16 protein-coding genes are annotated in these 14,871 nt (G+C 72.1%); 9 read left to right on the forward strand and 7 right to left on the reverse strand.

The genetic code is table 11. The features are described from left to right. Positions 1 to 179: 179 nt before the first annotated feature. From AC0VYL_RS13170 to AC0VYL_RS13180, 3 genes are all read left to right on the forward strand, one after another. Positions 180 to 962, forward strand: a complete 783-nt coding sequence (locus AC0VYL_RS13170; RefSeq protein ID WP_475483320.1) for an SDR family NAD(P)-dependent oxidoreductase — start codon at positions 180 to 182, stop codon at positions 960 to 962. Positions 963 to 1,544: 582 nt separating this feature from the next. Continuing rightward, positions 1,545 to 2,036, forward strand: coding sequence for a hypothetical protein (locus AC0VYL_RS13175; protein WP_475483321.1), 492 nt, complete (start codon positions 1,545 to 1,547; stop codon positions 2,034 to 2,036). Further along, a complete protein-coding gene (locus AC0VYL_RS13180) occupies positions 2,033 to 2,335 on the forward strand; it encodes a winged helix-turn-helix domain-containing protein (RefSeq protein ID WP_475452766.1) in 303 nt (100 codons plus the stop codon). Before AC0VYL_RS13175 ends, AC0VYL_RS13180 begins: the two co-directional genes overlap by 4 nt. A gap of 485 nt (positions 2,336 to 2,820) precedes the next feature. On the opposite strand, the gene AC0VYL_RS13185 is transcribed toward AC0VYL_RS13180, so the two are convergent. Then, the gene (locus tag AC0VYL_RS13185) at positions 2,821 to 3,417 is read right to left on the reverse strand and encodes a TetR/AcrR family transcriptional regulator (protein WP_475483322.1); all 597 of its coding nucleotides are present in this window, start codon (positions 3,415 to 3,417) and stop codon (positions 2,821 to 2,823) included. A 127-nt stretch (positions 3,418 to 3,544) separates the two neighbouring features. Between AC0VYL_RS13185 and AC0VYL_RS13190 the strand changes: the two genes are divergently transcribed. Continuing rightward, positions 3,545 to 4,495, forward strand: a complete 951-nt coding sequence (locus AC0VYL_RS13190) for an NADP-dependent oxidoreductase (RefSeq protein ID WP_475452770.1) — start codon at positions 3,545 to 3,547, stop codon at positions 4,493 to 4,495. A gap of 510 nt (positions 4,496 to 5,005) precedes the next feature. On the opposite strand, the gene AC0VYL_RS13195 is transcribed toward AC0VYL_RS13190, so the two are convergent. Together AC0VYL_RS13195 and AC0VYL_RS13200 are read right to left on the reverse strand one after the other, a co-directional pair. Beyond that, positions 5,006 to 6,037, reverse strand: coding sequence for a PrsW family glutamic-type intramembrane protease (locus AC0VYL_RS13195; protein ID WP_475483323.1), 1,032 nt, complete (start codon positions 6,035 to 6,037; stop codon positions 5,006 to 5,008). A 109-nt stretch (positions 6,038 to 6,146) separates the two neighbouring features. Then, positions 6,147 to 6,740, reverse strand: coding sequence for a hypothetical protein (locus AC0VYL_RS13200; RefSeq protein ID WP_475483324.1), 594 nt, complete (start codon positions 6,738 to 6,740; stop codon positions 6,147 to 6,149). Positions 6,741 to 7,400: 660 nt separating this feature from the next. Between AC0VYL_RS13200 and AC0VYL_RS13205 the strand changes: the two genes are divergently transcribed. After that, on the forward strand, positions 7,401 to 7,700 hold the full coding sequence (locus AC0VYL_RS13205) for an nSTAND1 domain-containing NTPase (protein WP_475452776.1): 300 nt from the start codon (positions 7,401 to 7,403) through the stop codon (positions 7,698 to 7,700). Here AC0VYL_RS13205 and AC0VYL_RS13210 read toward each other — a convergent pair. Further along, positions 7,610 to 8,068, reverse strand: coding sequence for a PACE efflux transporter (locus AC0VYL_RS13210; RefSeq protein WP_475483325.1), 459 nt, complete (start codon positions 8,066 to 8,068; stop codon positions 7,610 to 7,612). The genes AC0VYL_RS13205 and AC0VYL_RS13210 overlap by 91 nt on opposite strands. A gap of 102 nt (positions 8,069 to 8,170) precedes the next feature. Here AC0VYL_RS13210 and AC0VYL_RS13215 point away from each other — a divergent pair, with 102 nt between their 5' ends. Next, a complete protein-coding gene (locus AC0VYL_RS13215) occupies positions 8,171 to 9,115 on the forward strand; it encodes a LysR family transcriptional regulator (RefSeq protein WP_475483326.1) in 945 nt (314 codons plus the stop codon). 250 nt (positions 9,116 to 9,365) lie between these two features. On the opposite strand, the gene AC0VYL_RS13220 is transcribed toward AC0VYL_RS13215, so the two are convergent. Then, entirely contained in the window at positions 9,366 to 10,322 is a 957-nt protein-coding gene (locus AC0VYL_RS13220) for a saccharopine dehydrogenase family protein (protein WP_475483327.1), read from the reverse strand. 165 nt (positions 10,323 to 10,487) lie between these two features. On the opposite strand from AC0VYL_RS13220, the gene AC0VYL_RS13225 reads away from it, so the two are divergent. Beyond that, positions 10,488 to 11,120, forward strand: coding sequence for a TetR/AcrR family transcriptional regulator (locus tag AC0VYL_RS13225; RefSeq protein ID WP_475483328.1), 633 nt, complete (start codon positions 10,488 to 10,490; stop codon positions 11,118 to 11,120). A gap of 129 nt (positions 11,121 to 11,249) precedes the next feature. Here the strand turns inward: AC0VYL_RS13225 and AC0VYL_RS13230 are convergent, their stop codons facing one another. Further along, a complete protein-coding gene (locus AC0VYL_RS13230) occupies positions 11,250 to 12,245 on the reverse strand; it encodes a helix-turn-helix transcriptional regulator (RefSeq protein ID WP_475483329.1) in 996 nt (331 codons plus the stop codon). Positions 12,246 to 12,338: 93 nt separating this feature from the next. Between AC0VYL_RS13230 and AC0VYL_RS13235 the strand changes: the two genes are divergently transcribed. Beyond that, positions 12,339 to 13,595 (forward strand): FAD-dependent oxidoreductase, encoded by a 1,257-nt coding sequence (locus AC0VYL_RS13235; RefSeq protein WP_475483330.1) that lies wholly within the window; start codon positions 12,339 to 12,341, stop codon positions 13,593 to 13,595. 41 nt (positions 13,596 to 13,636) lie between these two features. On the opposite strand, the gene AC0VYL_RS13240 is transcribed toward AC0VYL_RS13235, so the two are convergent. Then, positions 13,637 to 14,071, reverse strand: coding sequence for a hypothetical protein (locus AC0VYL_RS13240; protein WP_475483331.1), 435 nt, complete (start codon positions 14,069 to 14,071; stop codon positions 13,637 to 13,639). A gap of 159 nt (positions 14,072 to 14,230) precedes the next feature. Here AC0VYL_RS13240 and AC0VYL_RS13245 point away from each other — a divergent pair, with 159 nt between their 5' ends. Further along, entirely contained in the window at positions 14,231 to 14,860 is a 630-nt protein-coding gene (locus AC0VYL_RS13245) for a DUF998 domain-containing protein (RefSeq protein ID WP_475483332.1), read from the forward strand. Positions 14,861 to 14,871 lie beyond the last annotated feature (11 nt).

The following is a 14,871-nucleotide window of genomic DNA, read 5'->3' on the forward strand; positions in this document are numbered from 1 at the left end:
AGCCGTCGGTCCCCGTGTGCGTGGCGTCCAGCCCCGCGGGGTGAACCCTGCTCAGCTTCGGGACGTCCGTGTTCGTCTTCCTCCCCTCTCCCGTGGTTCCCCTTCGTTGGTGGGCGCTGCCCCGTGGTCCCCCTGTCCGGGTGAGTCCACGTTGAGCCAACACCCACGAAGGAGACCTGATGATCGACACTGGCCTGGCTGGACGCACCGTCCTGGTCACGGGCGGATCCGGCAACATCGGCGCGGCGATCAGTCGCGCGTTCGCCGCGCAGGGGGCGCGTGTGGCCGTCCACCACCTGCCCTGGGACGCCCCCGTGCCGGAGGGCGCCGTGTGGGGGCACGTGACCCCCGCGCCGGGGGAGGCGCACCGGTTGGCGCGCGAGCTGGGGCACGGCTCCTTCGCGGTCGGCGCCGACCTGTCCGCCCCCGAGGGGGCGTCCCGGTTGGTGGACGAGGTCGTCGAGCGGGCCGGGGCGGTCCACGTCCTGGTCAACAACGCCGCGCACTGCGAGACCCCGGACACCGTGGACGCGCTGACGTACGCCTCGCTGGAGCGCCACTACCGGGTGAACGCGATCGCCCCGGCGGTCCTGACCTCCAGGGTGGTGGGGCGCCGCCGGGGTCGGGAGCCGTTGTGCGTCGTCAACATCACCACCGACGCCGCGCGGGCCTTCCCTGGCCAGACCGGCTACGGGACGTCGAAGGCGGCCTTGGAGGCGTTGACCCGTTCCACCGCGTTGGACCTGGCCGGGGACGGAGTGCGGGTGAACGCCGTCGCGCCGGGTCCGGTGCAGACGGGATGGATGGACGAGGAGCTGGTGGCCGAGGTCGAGGGGATCGTGCCCATGGGCCGGGTGGGTGAGCCGCGGGACATCGCTGACGCGGTGGTGTTCCTCGCCTCCGACCAGGCCCGGTGGGTGACCGGTCAGGTGGTGCAGGTCGCGGGCGGCCACGCGCTGTGACCCTGGCGGTGGGAGGCGGGTCGTGTGGGTCCGTTCGGCCTCGGGGCGGGCGGACCCGCGCCGTGACGGCCGCTCGCTGACGCGGGGGGCGCTCACCTGAGCGGCGCGGGTCCGTGTCCGCCTGTTCCTCCCCCGTGATGGGAGGAGACCGGACCCCGTCGCCGCGGTATCGCGCGGCGCCACCCCGGGGGCGTCCGGGCCGACGTCGGCGCGCGTGGCCTGGGCGTCGGCGACCACCGCCTGGTCCTCTGCGTGTGGGTCGAGGCGCGGATGGTGGGGGCCGACTCGTCCGCGTGATGGGGAAGAGCGCGTGCCGGTGTCCGTCCCGTGACGGACGTCGACTCCGTCGGGTCGGCCGCCGCCGCGTCCCGGTCGAGGGTTCGGGCCCGCCTCCGCGCCAGAGCCAACGGCCCGGCCGCCCGGATGGTCAGGGCCCTCCGATCGGATCTGCCTGTCGGTGCCCCCACGTGCGGCGTGAGGTGGGGTTCAGCGGCTCCGGGGTCCGGGACGTGCCGGGTCTCGCGGTTCCCGGGGGTTGACAACCCTCGCCATGGAATCTACTTTCCTTTTAGAAAGTAATTGATGAACGGACAGGAGATGGACATGGACGCCGACCCCACACCCCCGCTCGACCAGGCCGCCGAGGCACGTCGCAGGCTCGCCGCCCACACCGCACCGCCCGCCTCCTTCTGGGCCATCCAGGCGGTCGGCTGCACGTTGGTCGCCGGACTGCCGATCTGGACGTCCCTGCTCTCCCTCGACGGCCGCTACCTCCAGTGGATCCTGGTCGTGGTGGCCGTGGCGGCGGCCGGACTCAGCTGGGTTCGCCGTCGGCGCACCGGCGTCACCCTGCCCCGCTGGGCCAGCGCCTACCCCAGCGCCCGGCGCCCGCGCGTGGTCGTCATGATCGTCACGGTCCTCGGCCTGATCGCCATCCACACCCTGGTCGGACGGGGGCAGGAGGGCCTGGCCCTGGCCGTGCTGGGTCCGGTGGCGCTGTCCTCGCTGTGCGGCTACCTCTGGGTGCAGGCGGCCATGCGCCGCGACATCGAGGACGGCCGGGTACGGGCGTGAACGCCCAACGCCACACGGAACTGGAGACCGGCCCCCGCCTGGCGATGTGCGCACTCCTCCAGGGCGCCAAGTGGATCGACTTCGCCACCGTGCGCGACCTGGTCGGCATCAGCGACCCGATGGTCTCCAAACACAGCCGTACCCTGGAGGCCGCCGGATACCTGGAGGTCCGCAAGGGAGCCGTCGGGCGCCGCCCCAAGACCTGGTTCCGCCTGACCCCCCAGGGACGTGCGGCCCTGGCGAGTCACCTGGCCTGGCTGAACGAGCTGGGATCGACCACCACCGACGAGGAACCCTGAACCCGAGCACGCGCCCCCGCCACCACCCGGGACACTCCCGGACGATGGCGGGGGCTCTCGCCGGTCCCGCGACTCCCGGACACCAGGTTCGGAGCAGAGCGGCGGTCGAGGGCGGGACGAAGCCCTCGACACCAGCGGGACGCGACCACGCACCCAGGTGCTCATGGGCACCCTGGGTGCCCTGAGGGTCACCTCGACGGTGGTCCACATCGGCATCTCCTCGGGACAGGCGGGCGTGGACGTGGGTCCTGGTCGCGCTGGTTCTGTCCGCTGGTCACCAGCGGGCACGCAGGGCGGCCGCCCAGGCCCACGACGCTGAGACCGAGCGCCTGGCCAGAGAAAACGCCTCCGAGGCCAGCACCGAGGTCACACAGAACGTTCCCGACTCCCCCGAGCCTCCGGCTTCCCACAAGGTCACCTGAAGGCCATGACGCGGGAGGGAAACCCCGACCCGCGCGGAGGGGCCCGGCGTGCGCGAGACCGGGTCAGTCCGTACCGCGGAACGACCGGACGAAGTGCGTCACCATGCGCTGGGCCGCCCGAGCTGCGCCTTCGGTGTCCGATTCGGCCCCCACGGCCGCCGTGACGGCGGTCCTGACCAACCGCAGGTCCTGGGCGGTGACCGTCGCCGCGATCCGACCGCCCTCCTGCGCACTCACCAGGAGCCGGTGCAGTTCCTGGTGGACGCGTTCGTCGAGGTCGTGCGCCCGGTCGGCGAAGCGCTCGCGGTGTTCCGGTGCGCACGCGCGCGTGGCGACCGTCTCGGCGGCGACGATCCGCAGGGCGCGTTCCAACGCCAGATCGGGCGGGACCGTCCGGGCCAGGTTCCGGAAGCACTCCACCAGTTCCTCGGCGGCGTGCTCGGCCAGGTCGGCCACGAGCGCGTCCCGGCCGGGGAAGCGCCGGTGGACGGTGGCAGCCGAGACTCCGGCGTGGTGGGCCACGCTCTGCGTGGTCGCCTCCAGACCGCGATCACGGAAGACCGTCCGAGCGGCCCGCAGCACGCTGAGTCGGTTGCGCCGTGCGTCCTGCCGCAACTCCCGTGGCTCGGATCCGGGGAGGATCTGCGTGTCCTGGGCCATGGGTTGTCTCACTTCTTCGTCGTCGGGATGGGTGGCCGGTGGGGGGTGGGTTGCCCACAGTGGCACCGGGTCATCACCGGTGAGAACCCACGAACACGGCGGGGGCTTCCCCGCCCGAGGAGGAACCATGCGCGCAGTCCGCTACGACCGCTACGGGGGGCCCGAGGTCCTGGCCGTCGTCGACGGGCTCACCACACCCCCGGTGGGCGCGACCGACGTGCGGGTCGAGGTGTCGGCGGCGGCCGTCGGCGGTGGTGAGATCCCCATTCGCGCGGGGCGGCTGCGCCGCGTGCTGCGCCAGAGCCTGCCCGCCGGGACGGGTGTCGACTTCGTGGGGACCGTCGCCCAGACGGGCTCGGCCGTCACACGCGCCAGGGTCGGTGACGTGGTGTGGGGGGTGATGCCGCACGGGACCTTCGGTTCGGCCGCCGAGTCGGTGGTCGTGCCCCAGGAGCGCGTCGCCGCCGCTCCGCGTTCGGTCACGGCCACCGAGGCCGCCGCGTTGCCGGCCTCGGGCACGACGGCGTTGCACGCCCTGACCCGGCGGGTGCGGCTGCGTTCGGGGCAACGGCTGTTGGTGCGCGGGGCGGCCGGGGGCGTGGGGGTGGTCGCGGTGCAACTCGGCGCCGCGCTCGGTGCGCAGGTGACCGCGCTGGCGGGAGCCGCCCACCTTTCCTGGTTGCGTGGGTTGGGTGCCTCCGAGGCCTTGGACCACCGTGAGACACGGGTGGAGGAGCTGGGCCGTTTCGACGTGATCGTCGATCTGGTCGGGACGCACATGGCTGAGGTTCGGGGCAGGCTCGTCCGGGGTGGCACGCTGTTCCCGCTGGCTTTGGATCCGAGCCGTCCGATCCGGGCGGCCCTGTGGGTGGCCGCGGGCAGCCTGGACCGGCGCACGCGCCTGGGCGCGTTCAGCAACGATCCCTCCCCGGAGGAACTGGAGGAGCTCTCCGCTCTGGTCGAGAAGGGCACGGTCACGCCGGTGGTCAGTGCCGTGCTCGCGATGGACGACATCTCCGAGGCGCACCGCAGGCTCGAACGCGGCGGGGTGCGGGGCAAGATCGTCGTGACGCCCTGACCTGCTGGCGGGCGCGGCGCACGGGTCCTCGCTGAGTGTTTGGGGTGGGCCTCTGACAGCATCGTGCCCCGCCGCCAGGCGGCGGGGCACGGTCACGCTGACGGTCCGCACCGGCCCACTCGATCGCCGGGACCAGGGTCTCCGGTGGGCTGGGGTCCGCTGCCCCGGGGGAGGTGGTTCTCCCGAGCGCCCGACAAACAGGACAAGTAGCCCGCGAGTAGTTTCCTGCGCCCGGCTCCACCGGTGGGTGGAAACGGGCCGGACCTTGTCAAGGCCTGCTGTGACACCCTGCGGGCCCCGGACTCACGAACTGGCCAGATGCGGCACCAGCCTGTCCCAGAGGGTGGGTGCGGTAGAGCACGTGACTTCACGGACGTGACCCACGAGCTCGGGGTTGGTGAACTCGGGCTGGGCAGCACGCTGGCAGGGTGCAGTCGGCTCAAGCGCGATGAGCGCGGAGCCCTCTGCTCGGTTCCAGGTGCTGCCCCCACGCCTTTCTGGCCCGAGTGGTCACGCCGCGCCCGGCACGGCCTCCCGGGTGCCCCTGCCCAAGGCCCGAGATTCCGCCGCTGTCACCAGTCGGTCCTGCTCACCACGCAGGGCCGTCCGGTCGACTGCGGCGACCTCCCGCCGGGCCTTGCGCCGTCCCCGACGGGTAGCCAGCGCGAGAGAGGCCTCACGCTCCCACCCCTGCTCGGCACCCACCTCCTCCAGCGCGCCGCGCAACCGCCGCAGGTGGGCTCGGCGCAGCACGAAGTAGAGAGCCATCACGAGCGCGAAATTCACCAGCGCCTTGATCACGACCGCCGGCCCTTGGAGGAAGGGCAGGTTGATGGACGCGTGCATCCCCATGGCGAGCACCACCAGAGAGAGGGCCGCCGCAAGGGTGCTGGGCGGCGGCCGCCGCCCAGCGGCCACCAGCAGCCCCACCGCGGTGCCCGCGACCGCGGACAGAGCCCAGTGCGTGCCCATCCCCGTGAGCAGCACGCGCATGGCCGAGGACTGCACCACCAGGTCGACCCCGCCCAGTCCGCCACTCGTGGTCACCTCCTGCACGGCCATGAAGAAGTTCTCCGTCACCTGGAACCCCAGCCCCGTGAGCGCCCCGATGACGAACCCGTCCACCGGCCCCCTGACCGCGTTGGGGAACGCGACGGCGATCAGGACGACCCCGGCGAGCTTGAGCAGCTCCTCGTCGATGGGCCCCGAGACCGCCGCACCCCACGTGTCCGCCGCCTGTGGACCCATCGTCTTGGCCAGGACCGCGTCGAGAGACTCGTTGGCGGCCAGGGCCAGCGCGGTCACGGCGAACAGCCCCCAGGCAACCGCCGCCAGTGACACGGCCGTCCCGGGAGCACGCACGGGCCGGAGACGGCGCAACAGCCAGTACCCGAACACCAGGGTGAGCGCGCCCAGGAGGAACGCGCCCGCCCACACCGCGGGGAAGGCCACGGCGACGCCGAACATGCGGTACGCCAGGGACCCGAGGGAGACCAGGCACACCAGGGCGATCAGCAGGCGTGCGGCCTGCAGCGGTCTCACCGGGCGCCCTCTTCCCGGGCGGGACAGGGCGGTTCGGACCCCCGGACCGCCTCTGGGGGCCGGGACCCCGCTCGCCGCGCGGCCGGTGGCCCCGGATTCGTGTCCGGCCTTAACCATGTTCGGCCTCCCCGGAGAAAGTGATCATGTGTGCGAGGTCCTCCGGCGAGGGGCCGGGGTCGCCGTCCGTGCCCCGCAGGACCATCCGGACCGCGTAGCTGTCGCCGGGGGCCGGGAACAGCACGACGGACCCCGACCCCTGGGAGCGGCTCACGTCCGCCGCGAGCCCCTCCGTGCCGTCGGCGGAGACGACCGTCGCGGGCGCTCCGATCTCGGCGGAGGGGGCCTGCGAGCGCAGGACCTTGCGTGTTCCCTCCCAGCGCCGGTCCGTGCCGGGGTCGGCCTCCGATTCCCCCGGCCGACCGACATCAAGTACCAGGGAGCCGTGTTCGAGGCGGTAGGACTGCCCCGGGTGCGAGGCGGCCACGTCCATCTCCCAGCCGTCCTCGGGCACCACGAGTGCGGCGCGGGTCGTGCCGTCTCCGCCCAAAGCCAGTTCCTGCCCGGCCGCCACCGGGGTCCTGCCGGGAATCACTGTGTTGACGAGTGACCACCCGGCCGTCACCAGGACGATCATCGCGAGCGCGACACCGACCGCGATCCATCCCGGTCCGGCCCGCCCTGCGGCCGTCTCCTGTTCCGTCACCGTGGAACCTCCTCCTCCGAGCGTGTGCTTGCCAGCAGACCCGGCACCGCAAGAACGACAAAGAGGACACAAGGGACTTTGTTGTGATTTGAACGGTTCTGAGAGTCGCTTGGTCGGGGGTGGGGGTTGGGGAACATCGGCGTGCGTGCGAAGACGTGGAACACGAGCCTGTCACCGGCGGACGCCCGTCCGACCCTGGCGCGGCGAGGGGTCGGCGTGCCGCCACAACTCGGACCGGTCCTCCCCGGAGGTCGAGGAACCCTCAGGGGACAGTACAGCCTGGGGTGTATCCACCGCGTTTTCGCGGGTCGCGGGGTGTCCTCAATAACGTTGGCGGCCCGGATCGGGGCCCTGGAGGGGGTCGGGGCACCCCCAGGGCGCTGACTTCCTAGAAGGTTGACTTATCGGAAGTCAGGATTTCCATGGTTCCGGGATCTGTTTCGTCACGAAAACTACGTAACGTTTCATAAATAACGTTACCAACGAAACGAAATAAAGAAGGGGTCCACAGGGGCCACGAGCACGCACGCGAACCCGCACCCCGGCGGATACCCCCAAGTGAACCTCGACGCGCTCCCGGTCCCCCGTCGAAGGCGAGGCCCCGATGCCCAGGAAACGTCCCCGTAGCCAGGGCCGAACCCCTACCCGCGAGGACACCGCGTGGTTCCACGGCGAGAAGCCGCAGCGGACCGTGTGCTGGCCGAGTTGCGGCGCCAACGGCTGGTCCTGCTGCTCGGCCCGCCGGGCAGCGGCACGTCGTCCCTGATCCAGGGCGGACCGCTACCCGCCCTCACGGACGGCTCCTCTTGCCGGGCTCAAAGCACTGGCTGCCCCCTGGTCCGTCCTGGACGGACTGCTCGCCCTCATCGCTACCGCCCGGCCCTGACTCCAGCCTCGGGGTCCGGGTCCGCGATGGCGGAGGACGGCAAGCCGAAGACCTTGTCGAAGGCCCAGTTGTAGCCGAACGTGTAGAACGGGATGTAGACGATGAACACCAGGTCCAGCAGCAGCGCCTGAAGCAGCGTGATCTCCAGCCACCACGCGATGAGCGGGATCAGGAAGCACACCAGCGTCAGCTGGAACGAGACCGCGTGCAGGACCCGTCTCCCCACAGTGCGCTCGCGGCTGGCCTGCCGTCTCTCCCACGCCTCGAACAAGTAGTTGAAGGCCACGTTCCACAGCGACGCCACCGTGGCGATCATGATCGCGAGCGGGGCCGTCGTCGCCGGGCCGCTGCCGGTCAGGGCCGTCATCACCGCGGTACCGACCAGGAATCCGATGACCTCGTAACCGCTCACATAGACCAGCTTGCGCTTCAGACCTTGCACTTCGCACTCTTTCCAGCGTTTTCGGATGCAGCAGGGGCCGACGTTAGCGTCAGCTAGGGTGATGGAAAAAGTCAGCTTCTTTCAGTTGGGTTGATATCCCTGATGGGCCTGTCCAGCGACAACATCGACCTGTTCCTCGCCGTGGTCGACCACGGCTCCTTCTCGGCCGCCGCACGCGCGCTGAACCGGGTCCCCTCGGCGGTCAGCATGGGGATCGCCAACATCGAGGCCGAACTCGGCTACCCGCTGTTCGACCGCTCCAGACGCGAGCCCGCACCCACCGCGCAGGCGCACGCCCTCATCCCGCACGCCCGGCAGATCGCCAGCAGGCTGCGCCTCCTCCAGGCGCACGCGATGGAGCTCTCCGACGACCTGGAGAGCACGCTCACCGTGGGAGTGGCTGCGGGAGTCGACCGGGGCCCCCTTCTGGGCGCGGTGGCGGAGATCGCGGAACGCCACCCCCTGCTCCCCGTCGAGATCGCCGACGCTCAGCAGGACGACGTCCGCGAGATGCTGCACACCGGGGCCGTGGACCTGGCGCTGATGTTCGCCAAGACCCGGAACGACCGGGAGGAGGTGTTCCTGAACGTGGCGGAGGAGATGTTCGTGGCGGTGGCGTCCGCGACCGTGGAGACCTTCGGGCTGCCCGCGGACCTGCGGCGCCTGGAGGACCTCGCCGGTGCCCGCCAGATCACGGTGTCCAGCCTGGAACAGGAACTCACGGAGCGGCGATTGGTGGTCTCGGACGCCCACTGGCGCACCAACTCGGCGGAGACCGCGCTCGGACTGGTGGAACGCGGGGTCGGCTGGGCCAACCTGCCGCTGCGCATGGTGCGGGGGAAGGTCTCCGAGGGGACCGTGCGCGTGATGGAGTTCGAGAACCTCCGAAACGGACTGGCCGTGCCCGTGCAGCTGGTGTGGCTCCGTGGCAGGCCCCTCCGGAAGGCGGCAGGGGAGTTGGTCGCCCGGATGGGCCCGGACCGGCCGTACCGGACCACAGCGGGTGGGAGCGGTGAGTTCGAAGTTCCTGGGACCCACCGCTGCTAGGTCGGGCGTACGTCAACTCTGGCTGACGGATCCGGGCACGACGAAGCCCTCGGGCCTCGGGTCTGTGCTCGGGGCTGTCGTGACCTCACGTGGAGGTCTGGCGCTGAATCCTGAAGCGGTTCTCCTCGATCCGGCCACCCTGCGGATCGCCGGGCGTTGGGGGCGATGCCCCGCGGAGGCGGCGGATGCGGCCTCGGTGGCGGGTCCACACACTCTGTCCCGGGACCGGGACGCAACGCCGCACCTCCGGTCACGGCCGTTCCGGGTCGGCCTCCGGTGAGGCGCCGACGGTGAACTCCATCCCGGCGGGCAGATCGCCCAGGGTCGCCACACGGTGCAGGTGGTGGACGCCCGCCCCCAGGTCGGGGAGCAGGTCGACCGCCCACGCGGTCAGGGCGGCGGTGGCCGCCGACTGGCCCCGGCCCCGCGCCCACCGGTGGTGGTCTCCCGACCGGGCGAGCAGGGTCCAGGTGTCCGAGCCGGGCAGGTGGACCCCGGTCGGGAGACGTCCGGCCCCCGGGAGGCGGGCGATCAGGGACAACGCGCGGGTCAGCGCACGTGAGTCCAGACCCAGGTGCGTGCGCACGGGACGGCCCAGATCACGGGTGAGGGCGTGCTGGTCACTGAAGTCGGCCCGGAACAGGCGTCGCCTCCCCATCCCCGGCAGGACGAAGTCGCGCCCCCGGGTGAGGTTGGGGACGTGCTCCCCGGTGGCCGGATCAGTGAAGGAACGCCCCATCAGGCCCAACGTCCACGCCGTGGCGGCCCTGCCGTGTGCCTCCCCGGCCCCCAGCACCACCGCCAGGTCCAACGGGGCGGTGTCCGGGTGCGACGCGTGCAGGTCGGCGGCGAGCAGGTTGGTCAGGCCGGGCGCCAACCCCACGCTCAGCAGCACCGGCACCCGGAGTTCGAGGGCCTCCAGGCGTTCGACGTGGTCGGTGCTGGCGGTGGCGTCCACGAAGGCCGCTCCGTGGTCGGCCGCCACCTCCGCCAGGCGCGGATTCTCGTTGCCGGAGAGGTTGACCACCGCGTCGACCTCGGCGACCGCCGACCGGTAGTCGTCGAGTCCGGGGTGGGCGAGGTCCACCAGGACGTCGGCCCGGCGCGGGTCGCGCCCGGCGGTATGGCACCGGTGGCCTGCCTGGCGCAGTGCGGCGGTGGTCGGGGCCCCAACGGCCCCGTAGCCGCCCAGGACGAGTACGCGCATCTCCGCGATCCCTTCAATATTGAGTGACACTACATATATGTGAGCGAGGGTATGCGATGCTGTCGGGGCGCAGACGTCGCCCTCTGTCTGGGGAGATGCTGAATCCCTTGACGCTCTCCGCTAAGTTGGGTGGAGTAGTACTCCACCTACTTGAGGAGCGAGGTCATGGACACACCCGCCGACGGGCGCAGGGCGCGCTCCCTCGCCACCCGAGCGCGGGTGGCGAGCGCCGCCGCGCGTCTGTTCGTCGCGCACGGCTACGCCTCCACCAGCGTGCAGAGCATCGCGAGGGAGGCGGGCGTGGCGGCGCAGACGGTCTACAACACCTTCGGGACCAAGCCCTCGGTGCTCAAGGAGGCCCTGGACCAGGCGGTGGCCGGGGACGCCGAGCCCGTCGCCACCCTGGACCGGCCCTGGGTCCGGGCCGCCCTGGCCTCGGGGGACGCCCGTGAGCAGGTTCGTCTCCAGGTGGCGGGGACGGCGGCCGTCATGGAGCGGGTGGCACCCTTGGCGGAGGTCGTGCGCGGCGCGGCCGGTTCCGATCCCGACCTCGCCGCGCTGTGGGCCGCCAACGTCGATCAGCGCCGCGAGGTGCAGCGGGTCTTCGCGGGTGCTCTGGCCGCCCGTGGAGTCCTGCGCTCCGGCCTGGGCGTCGAGGAGGCGGCCGACACCGCGTTGGCGCTGCTCAGCCCCGAGGTGTTCACCCTGTACACGGTGCACTGCGGCTGGTCCGTGGGGCGGTGGACCGCGTGGGCGGCGGACACGGTCCTGCGCCAGCTCACTGACCTGGCCGACTGACGTACGGGCCCCGAGGCGGTTCGATCGCGTCCGCGCTCGCGCCGTCCGGCGCCGGTATCCGTCCGCCGGGTGGACGCGCTGGCCGTGGCGGGGAGCGGTGGCCGGGCGGGAGAACCGAGGGATGGTGTCTCAGCGGGGGAGCGTGGGGGTGGACCACCGGTCGGCCAGGCGCTGACCGGCCCGGACGAGTTCGGTGGGCGTCACCTCGGTGAGTTCGGTGTCGAAGGTGGCCAGGATGCCCGCGACGCCCGCCCACGACCACGCGCCGAGCGTGAGTCGGCAGTGGTGCGCGTCGATGTGTTCGGTCACCGAGCCGCCCGGGGCCCAGCGGGCCACGACGTCGGCGGGCAGGCGCAGGCGCGCGCTTCCCACACAGGGCCAGGCGGCGGGGACGTCGCCTCGGTCGTGGGTGGTCATGACGTACTGGGCGACGTCGCCGCCGGGCAGGGGGCGGGCGGTGAAGGGTCGTCGGGTCGGGCGGGGCCGGAGGCGGTCGACCCGGTGGATGCGCCACTGGTCGTCGGTGGGGTCGTAGGCGACCAGGTACCAGCGTGCGGCCCACACCACCAGGTGGTGGGGTTCGACGGGCCGGGCGGGGTGGAAGTCCGCCTCGCCGGGTTGGGCGCGTGAGCCGTCGGGGCGCAGGGTCTCGACGGAGAGCACGTGGTGGTGGCGTACGGCGGCGCCGACCGTGGTGAGTGTGCGCGGGTCGATGGGGGGTGTGGGGAACTCCCAGTAGTTCCGCAGGCGGGTCAGGCGCAGGTCCTCCATGGCGGCCCGTGTTCGGGCGGGCATGACCTGGGTGAGGGTGTCCAGTGCCCTGGCCGTGTCGTCGGCCAGGCCGAACACGGTGCTGGGTGCGGTCTGTAGGGCCACCGCGATCGCGAGGGCCTGGTCGTCGTCGAGCAGCAGCGGGGGGAGGGTGTGTCCCGTGCCGAGCCGGTAGCCGCCGTCGGGTCCGCGCACGGTGATGACCGGGTAGTCGAGTTGGCGCAGGGTCTCGATGTCGCGGCGGGTGGTGCGTTCGCTGACGCCGAGTCGGGTCGCGAGTTCGCTCAGGGACCACTGGTGTCGTGCCATGAGCAGGGAGAGCAACCGGAGTGCTCGTCGTGAGGTGGTGGCCACCGCATCATTATGGGCGGTGGTGGCCGTTCGGTGTCCACTACGTGGCCCATGCTCCTGGTGTCCGGGGTGGTCCCGGAGTGAACGGGGGTCGGCATGGTGCGGGTGGTTGTCGTCGGTGGCGGGATCGGGGGGTTGGCGTTGGCGGCCGGGCTGCGTCGTCGTGGGACGGACGTGGTGGTGTTCGAGCGGGACACCGACGTGGCGGCGACGGGCGGGTACCACATCACGTTGGATCCGAGGGCGCAGGAGGCGCTGCGGGGGTTGGTGGCGCCGGAGGTGTTCGAGCGGTTGCTGGCGTCGGCTTCGGGGGTGTGGCTGCGGGAGCGTGACGCGTTCTGGGACCGGCGGGGGCGCCTGTTGGGGCGGGGACCGGACCTGCGTGGTGACGGCAGTGTCGACGTCGACCGCATCACCCTGCGGACGCTGCTCGCGGAGGCGGCCGGTGGGGATCTGTGTCTGGGGCGATCCGTGGCCGAGGTGGGTTTCGACGAGGAGGGGGCGGCGCCCCGGGTGGTGTTGGAGGACGGTGCCGCGGTCTCCGGTGACGTGGTGGTCGGGGCGGACGGTACGCGTTCGTTGGTGGCCCGGTGTCTGGCTGGTGGACCCACGAACGTTCCGGCGGGTCTCGTCGGTTTCTCCGGTCGCACCTTGGCGTCGTCGCTGGGGCCGGGGGAGCGGCGGCGGTTGGGGGCGCGTTCGGGGCTGGCGATCGGGAGGCGTGGGTCGGCGCTCTACGTCGGGTTCCTGGATCCGGTCGGTAACGCCGCTCTGGATCGGCCGGGGTTGTGCGCGTCGGTGACCAGGGGTCCCACCTACGTGTGGGGGGCGATGTTCCCGGAGTCCGGTGCCACCGAGGCGTTGCGTGGCCTGCGGGGTGGGGAGCTGCGGTCGGCGTTGGTGGGTCTGTTCGTCGAGCGGGGGTGGAGTGAGCGCGTGTTGGAGGTCCTGGAGCGCGCCGATCCCCGTTCGGTGGCCGCGTTTCGGTTCCATGCCGCGTCCTCGCGGGCGCGGGAGCTCGCTCCGTGGCCGGCGGGTCCGGTGACGGCGCTGGGGGACGCGGTGCACGCCACCCCGCCCACCTCGGGGATGGGTGCCGGTGCCGCCATCCGGGACGCGGCGGGCCTGGTCGAGGAGCTGGGAGCGGTGGCGGCGGGGGAGCTCTCGCTGGTCCGGGCGGTCGGCCGGTTCGAGGAGGGGATGCGGGACCGGGGCGCTGAGGTGGTCGCCCGGGGAATGTCCACGGTCCGCGCGGTCCTGGCCGCCGACACGGTGCTGGGGGCGGCCGCGACCTCGGTCACCACTCCGCTGCTGGCGGCCACCACCCGGTTGCGGCACCGTCGTGGTGTGTGACCGGGGTGGCGTCGGGTCGGTCCCGGCGCCACCCCGGGTGCTCAGGCGCGGGTCATGGTGGAGGTGTAGCCGCCGCCTCCGGGGTAGGTCCAGGCGCCGGTGACGGTGGAGTCGTCGGCACTGAACGTGCCCTGGAAGTGGGCGGGGCTGCCCTTGGCTCCGGCCCAGATGGTCAGCTGGTCGCCGGTGAGTTCGTAGACGTAGTCGAAGGTGTTGCCGAGGGAGTCGTAGAACCGGGAGGCGACGTCGCCGCCGGTGGGTTCGCCGAACGGGCGCAGGTTGCCGATCACCTCCATGCCGGTGACGTCGTGTCCGTCCTGGGTGAGCTGGACGTGTTGGAGCAGGAAGAACCCGCCCGGCATCCACTCGTAGCGCACGGTGCCCTGGGCCTGTCCGCTGACGGTCCAGGTGCCGGTCAGCCGCTCCAGGGCGCGGACGTCGTCGGTGGGTGGGGTGGGGTCGTCGTAGGCGGTCACGGTGTCCTCTTTCGTGGGTGGGTGTTCGCCGGTACGTCGTGGCCGGGTCCGGTGTCTCGACGACCCGTGGATGTGCCCTGGGTCACATATGGAGAGCGTCGAGGTGGGGTCCGTGGTTCCGAGGTAGCTGGTGAACACCCACTGACCACGGAGGAAGAGATGGCCACCACCGTCACCACCGCGCCGACGACCGCGCGCCTGTTGTTCGCCGGAGCCGCCGCCGGACCGTTGTTCTTCGTCTCGGCCGGCGTGCAGATGCTCGTCCGGGAGGGCTTCGACCTCACCCGCCACCCGATCAGCCAGCTCGCGACCGGCGGCGCCGGCTGGGTGCAGGTGGCCACGTTCGTGCTGGCGGGCCTGGGTGTGACGGCCCTGGCGGCGGGGATCGCGCGCACCCTCACCGAGGGGAGGGGTCGGCGTGCCCTGCCCGTCCTGGTGGCGGTCTTCGGTCTCGGGTTGGTCGTGGCCGGGGTGTTTCCGATGGACCCGGAGTACGGGTTCCCGGTCGGCACCCCGGACGGGCCGGTCGCCCGGATGTCCTGGCACGGCGTGGTGCACTCCGGCGCGGCCGCCCTGGCCTTCACCGCGTTGGCCGTGGCCGCGCTGGTGCTGGCGCTGCGCCACGCGCGTCGTCGGGCTCCGGTTCCGGCCGTGCTGAGCGGGTTGGTCGCCCTGGTGCTGCTGCTGCCCGTGTCGCCGGAGCACACGAGTGTGCAGGTCGCCGTGAACGGCCTGTTCGCCTTCGGCTGGACGAGCGCGGTGGCCCTGTGGCTGCGCCGCTCCGTCTGAACCCGTCTAGG

This window comes from Nocardiopsis sp. iso_238, assembly GCF_056173325.1.

Coding starts and splice junctions, on each gene's coding strand:
- AC0VYL_RS13215 (WP_475483326.1), top strand. CDS start 8,171: ATGGGCCTGTCCAGCGACAACATCGACCTGTTCCTCGCCGTGGTCGAC.
- AC0VYL_RS13220 (WP_475483327.1), bottom strand. CDS start 10,322: ATGCGCGTACTCGTCCTGGGCGGCTACGGGGCCGTTGGGGCCCCGACC.
- AC0VYL_RS13245 (WP_475483332.1), top strand. CDS start 14,231: ATGGCCACCACCGTCACCACCGCGCCGACGACCGCGCGCCTGTTGTTC.
- AC0VYL_RS13175 (WP_475483321.1), top strand. CDS start 1,545: ATGAACGGACAGGAGATGGACATGGACGCCGACCCCACACCCCCGCTC.
- AC0VYL_RS13185 (WP_475483322.1), bottom strand. CDS start 3,417: ATGGCCCAGGACACGCAGATCCTCCCCGGATCCGAGCCACGGGAGTTG.
- AC0VYL_RS13225 (WP_475483328.1), top strand. CDS start 10,488: ATGGACACACCCGCCGACGGGCGCAGGGCGCGCTCCCTCGCCACCCGA.
- AC0VYL_RS13235 (WP_475483330.1), top strand. CDS start 12,339: ATGGTGCGGGTGGTTGTCGTCGGTGGCGGGATCGGGGGGTTGGCGTTG.
- AC0VYL_RS13170 (WP_475483320.1), top strand. CDS start 180: ATGATCGACACTGGCCTGGCTGGACGCACCGTCCTGGTCACGGGCGGA.
- AC0VYL_RS13190 (WP_475452770.1), top strand. CDS start 3,545: ATGCGCGCAGTCCGCTACGACCGCTACGGGGGGCCCGAGGTCCTGGCC.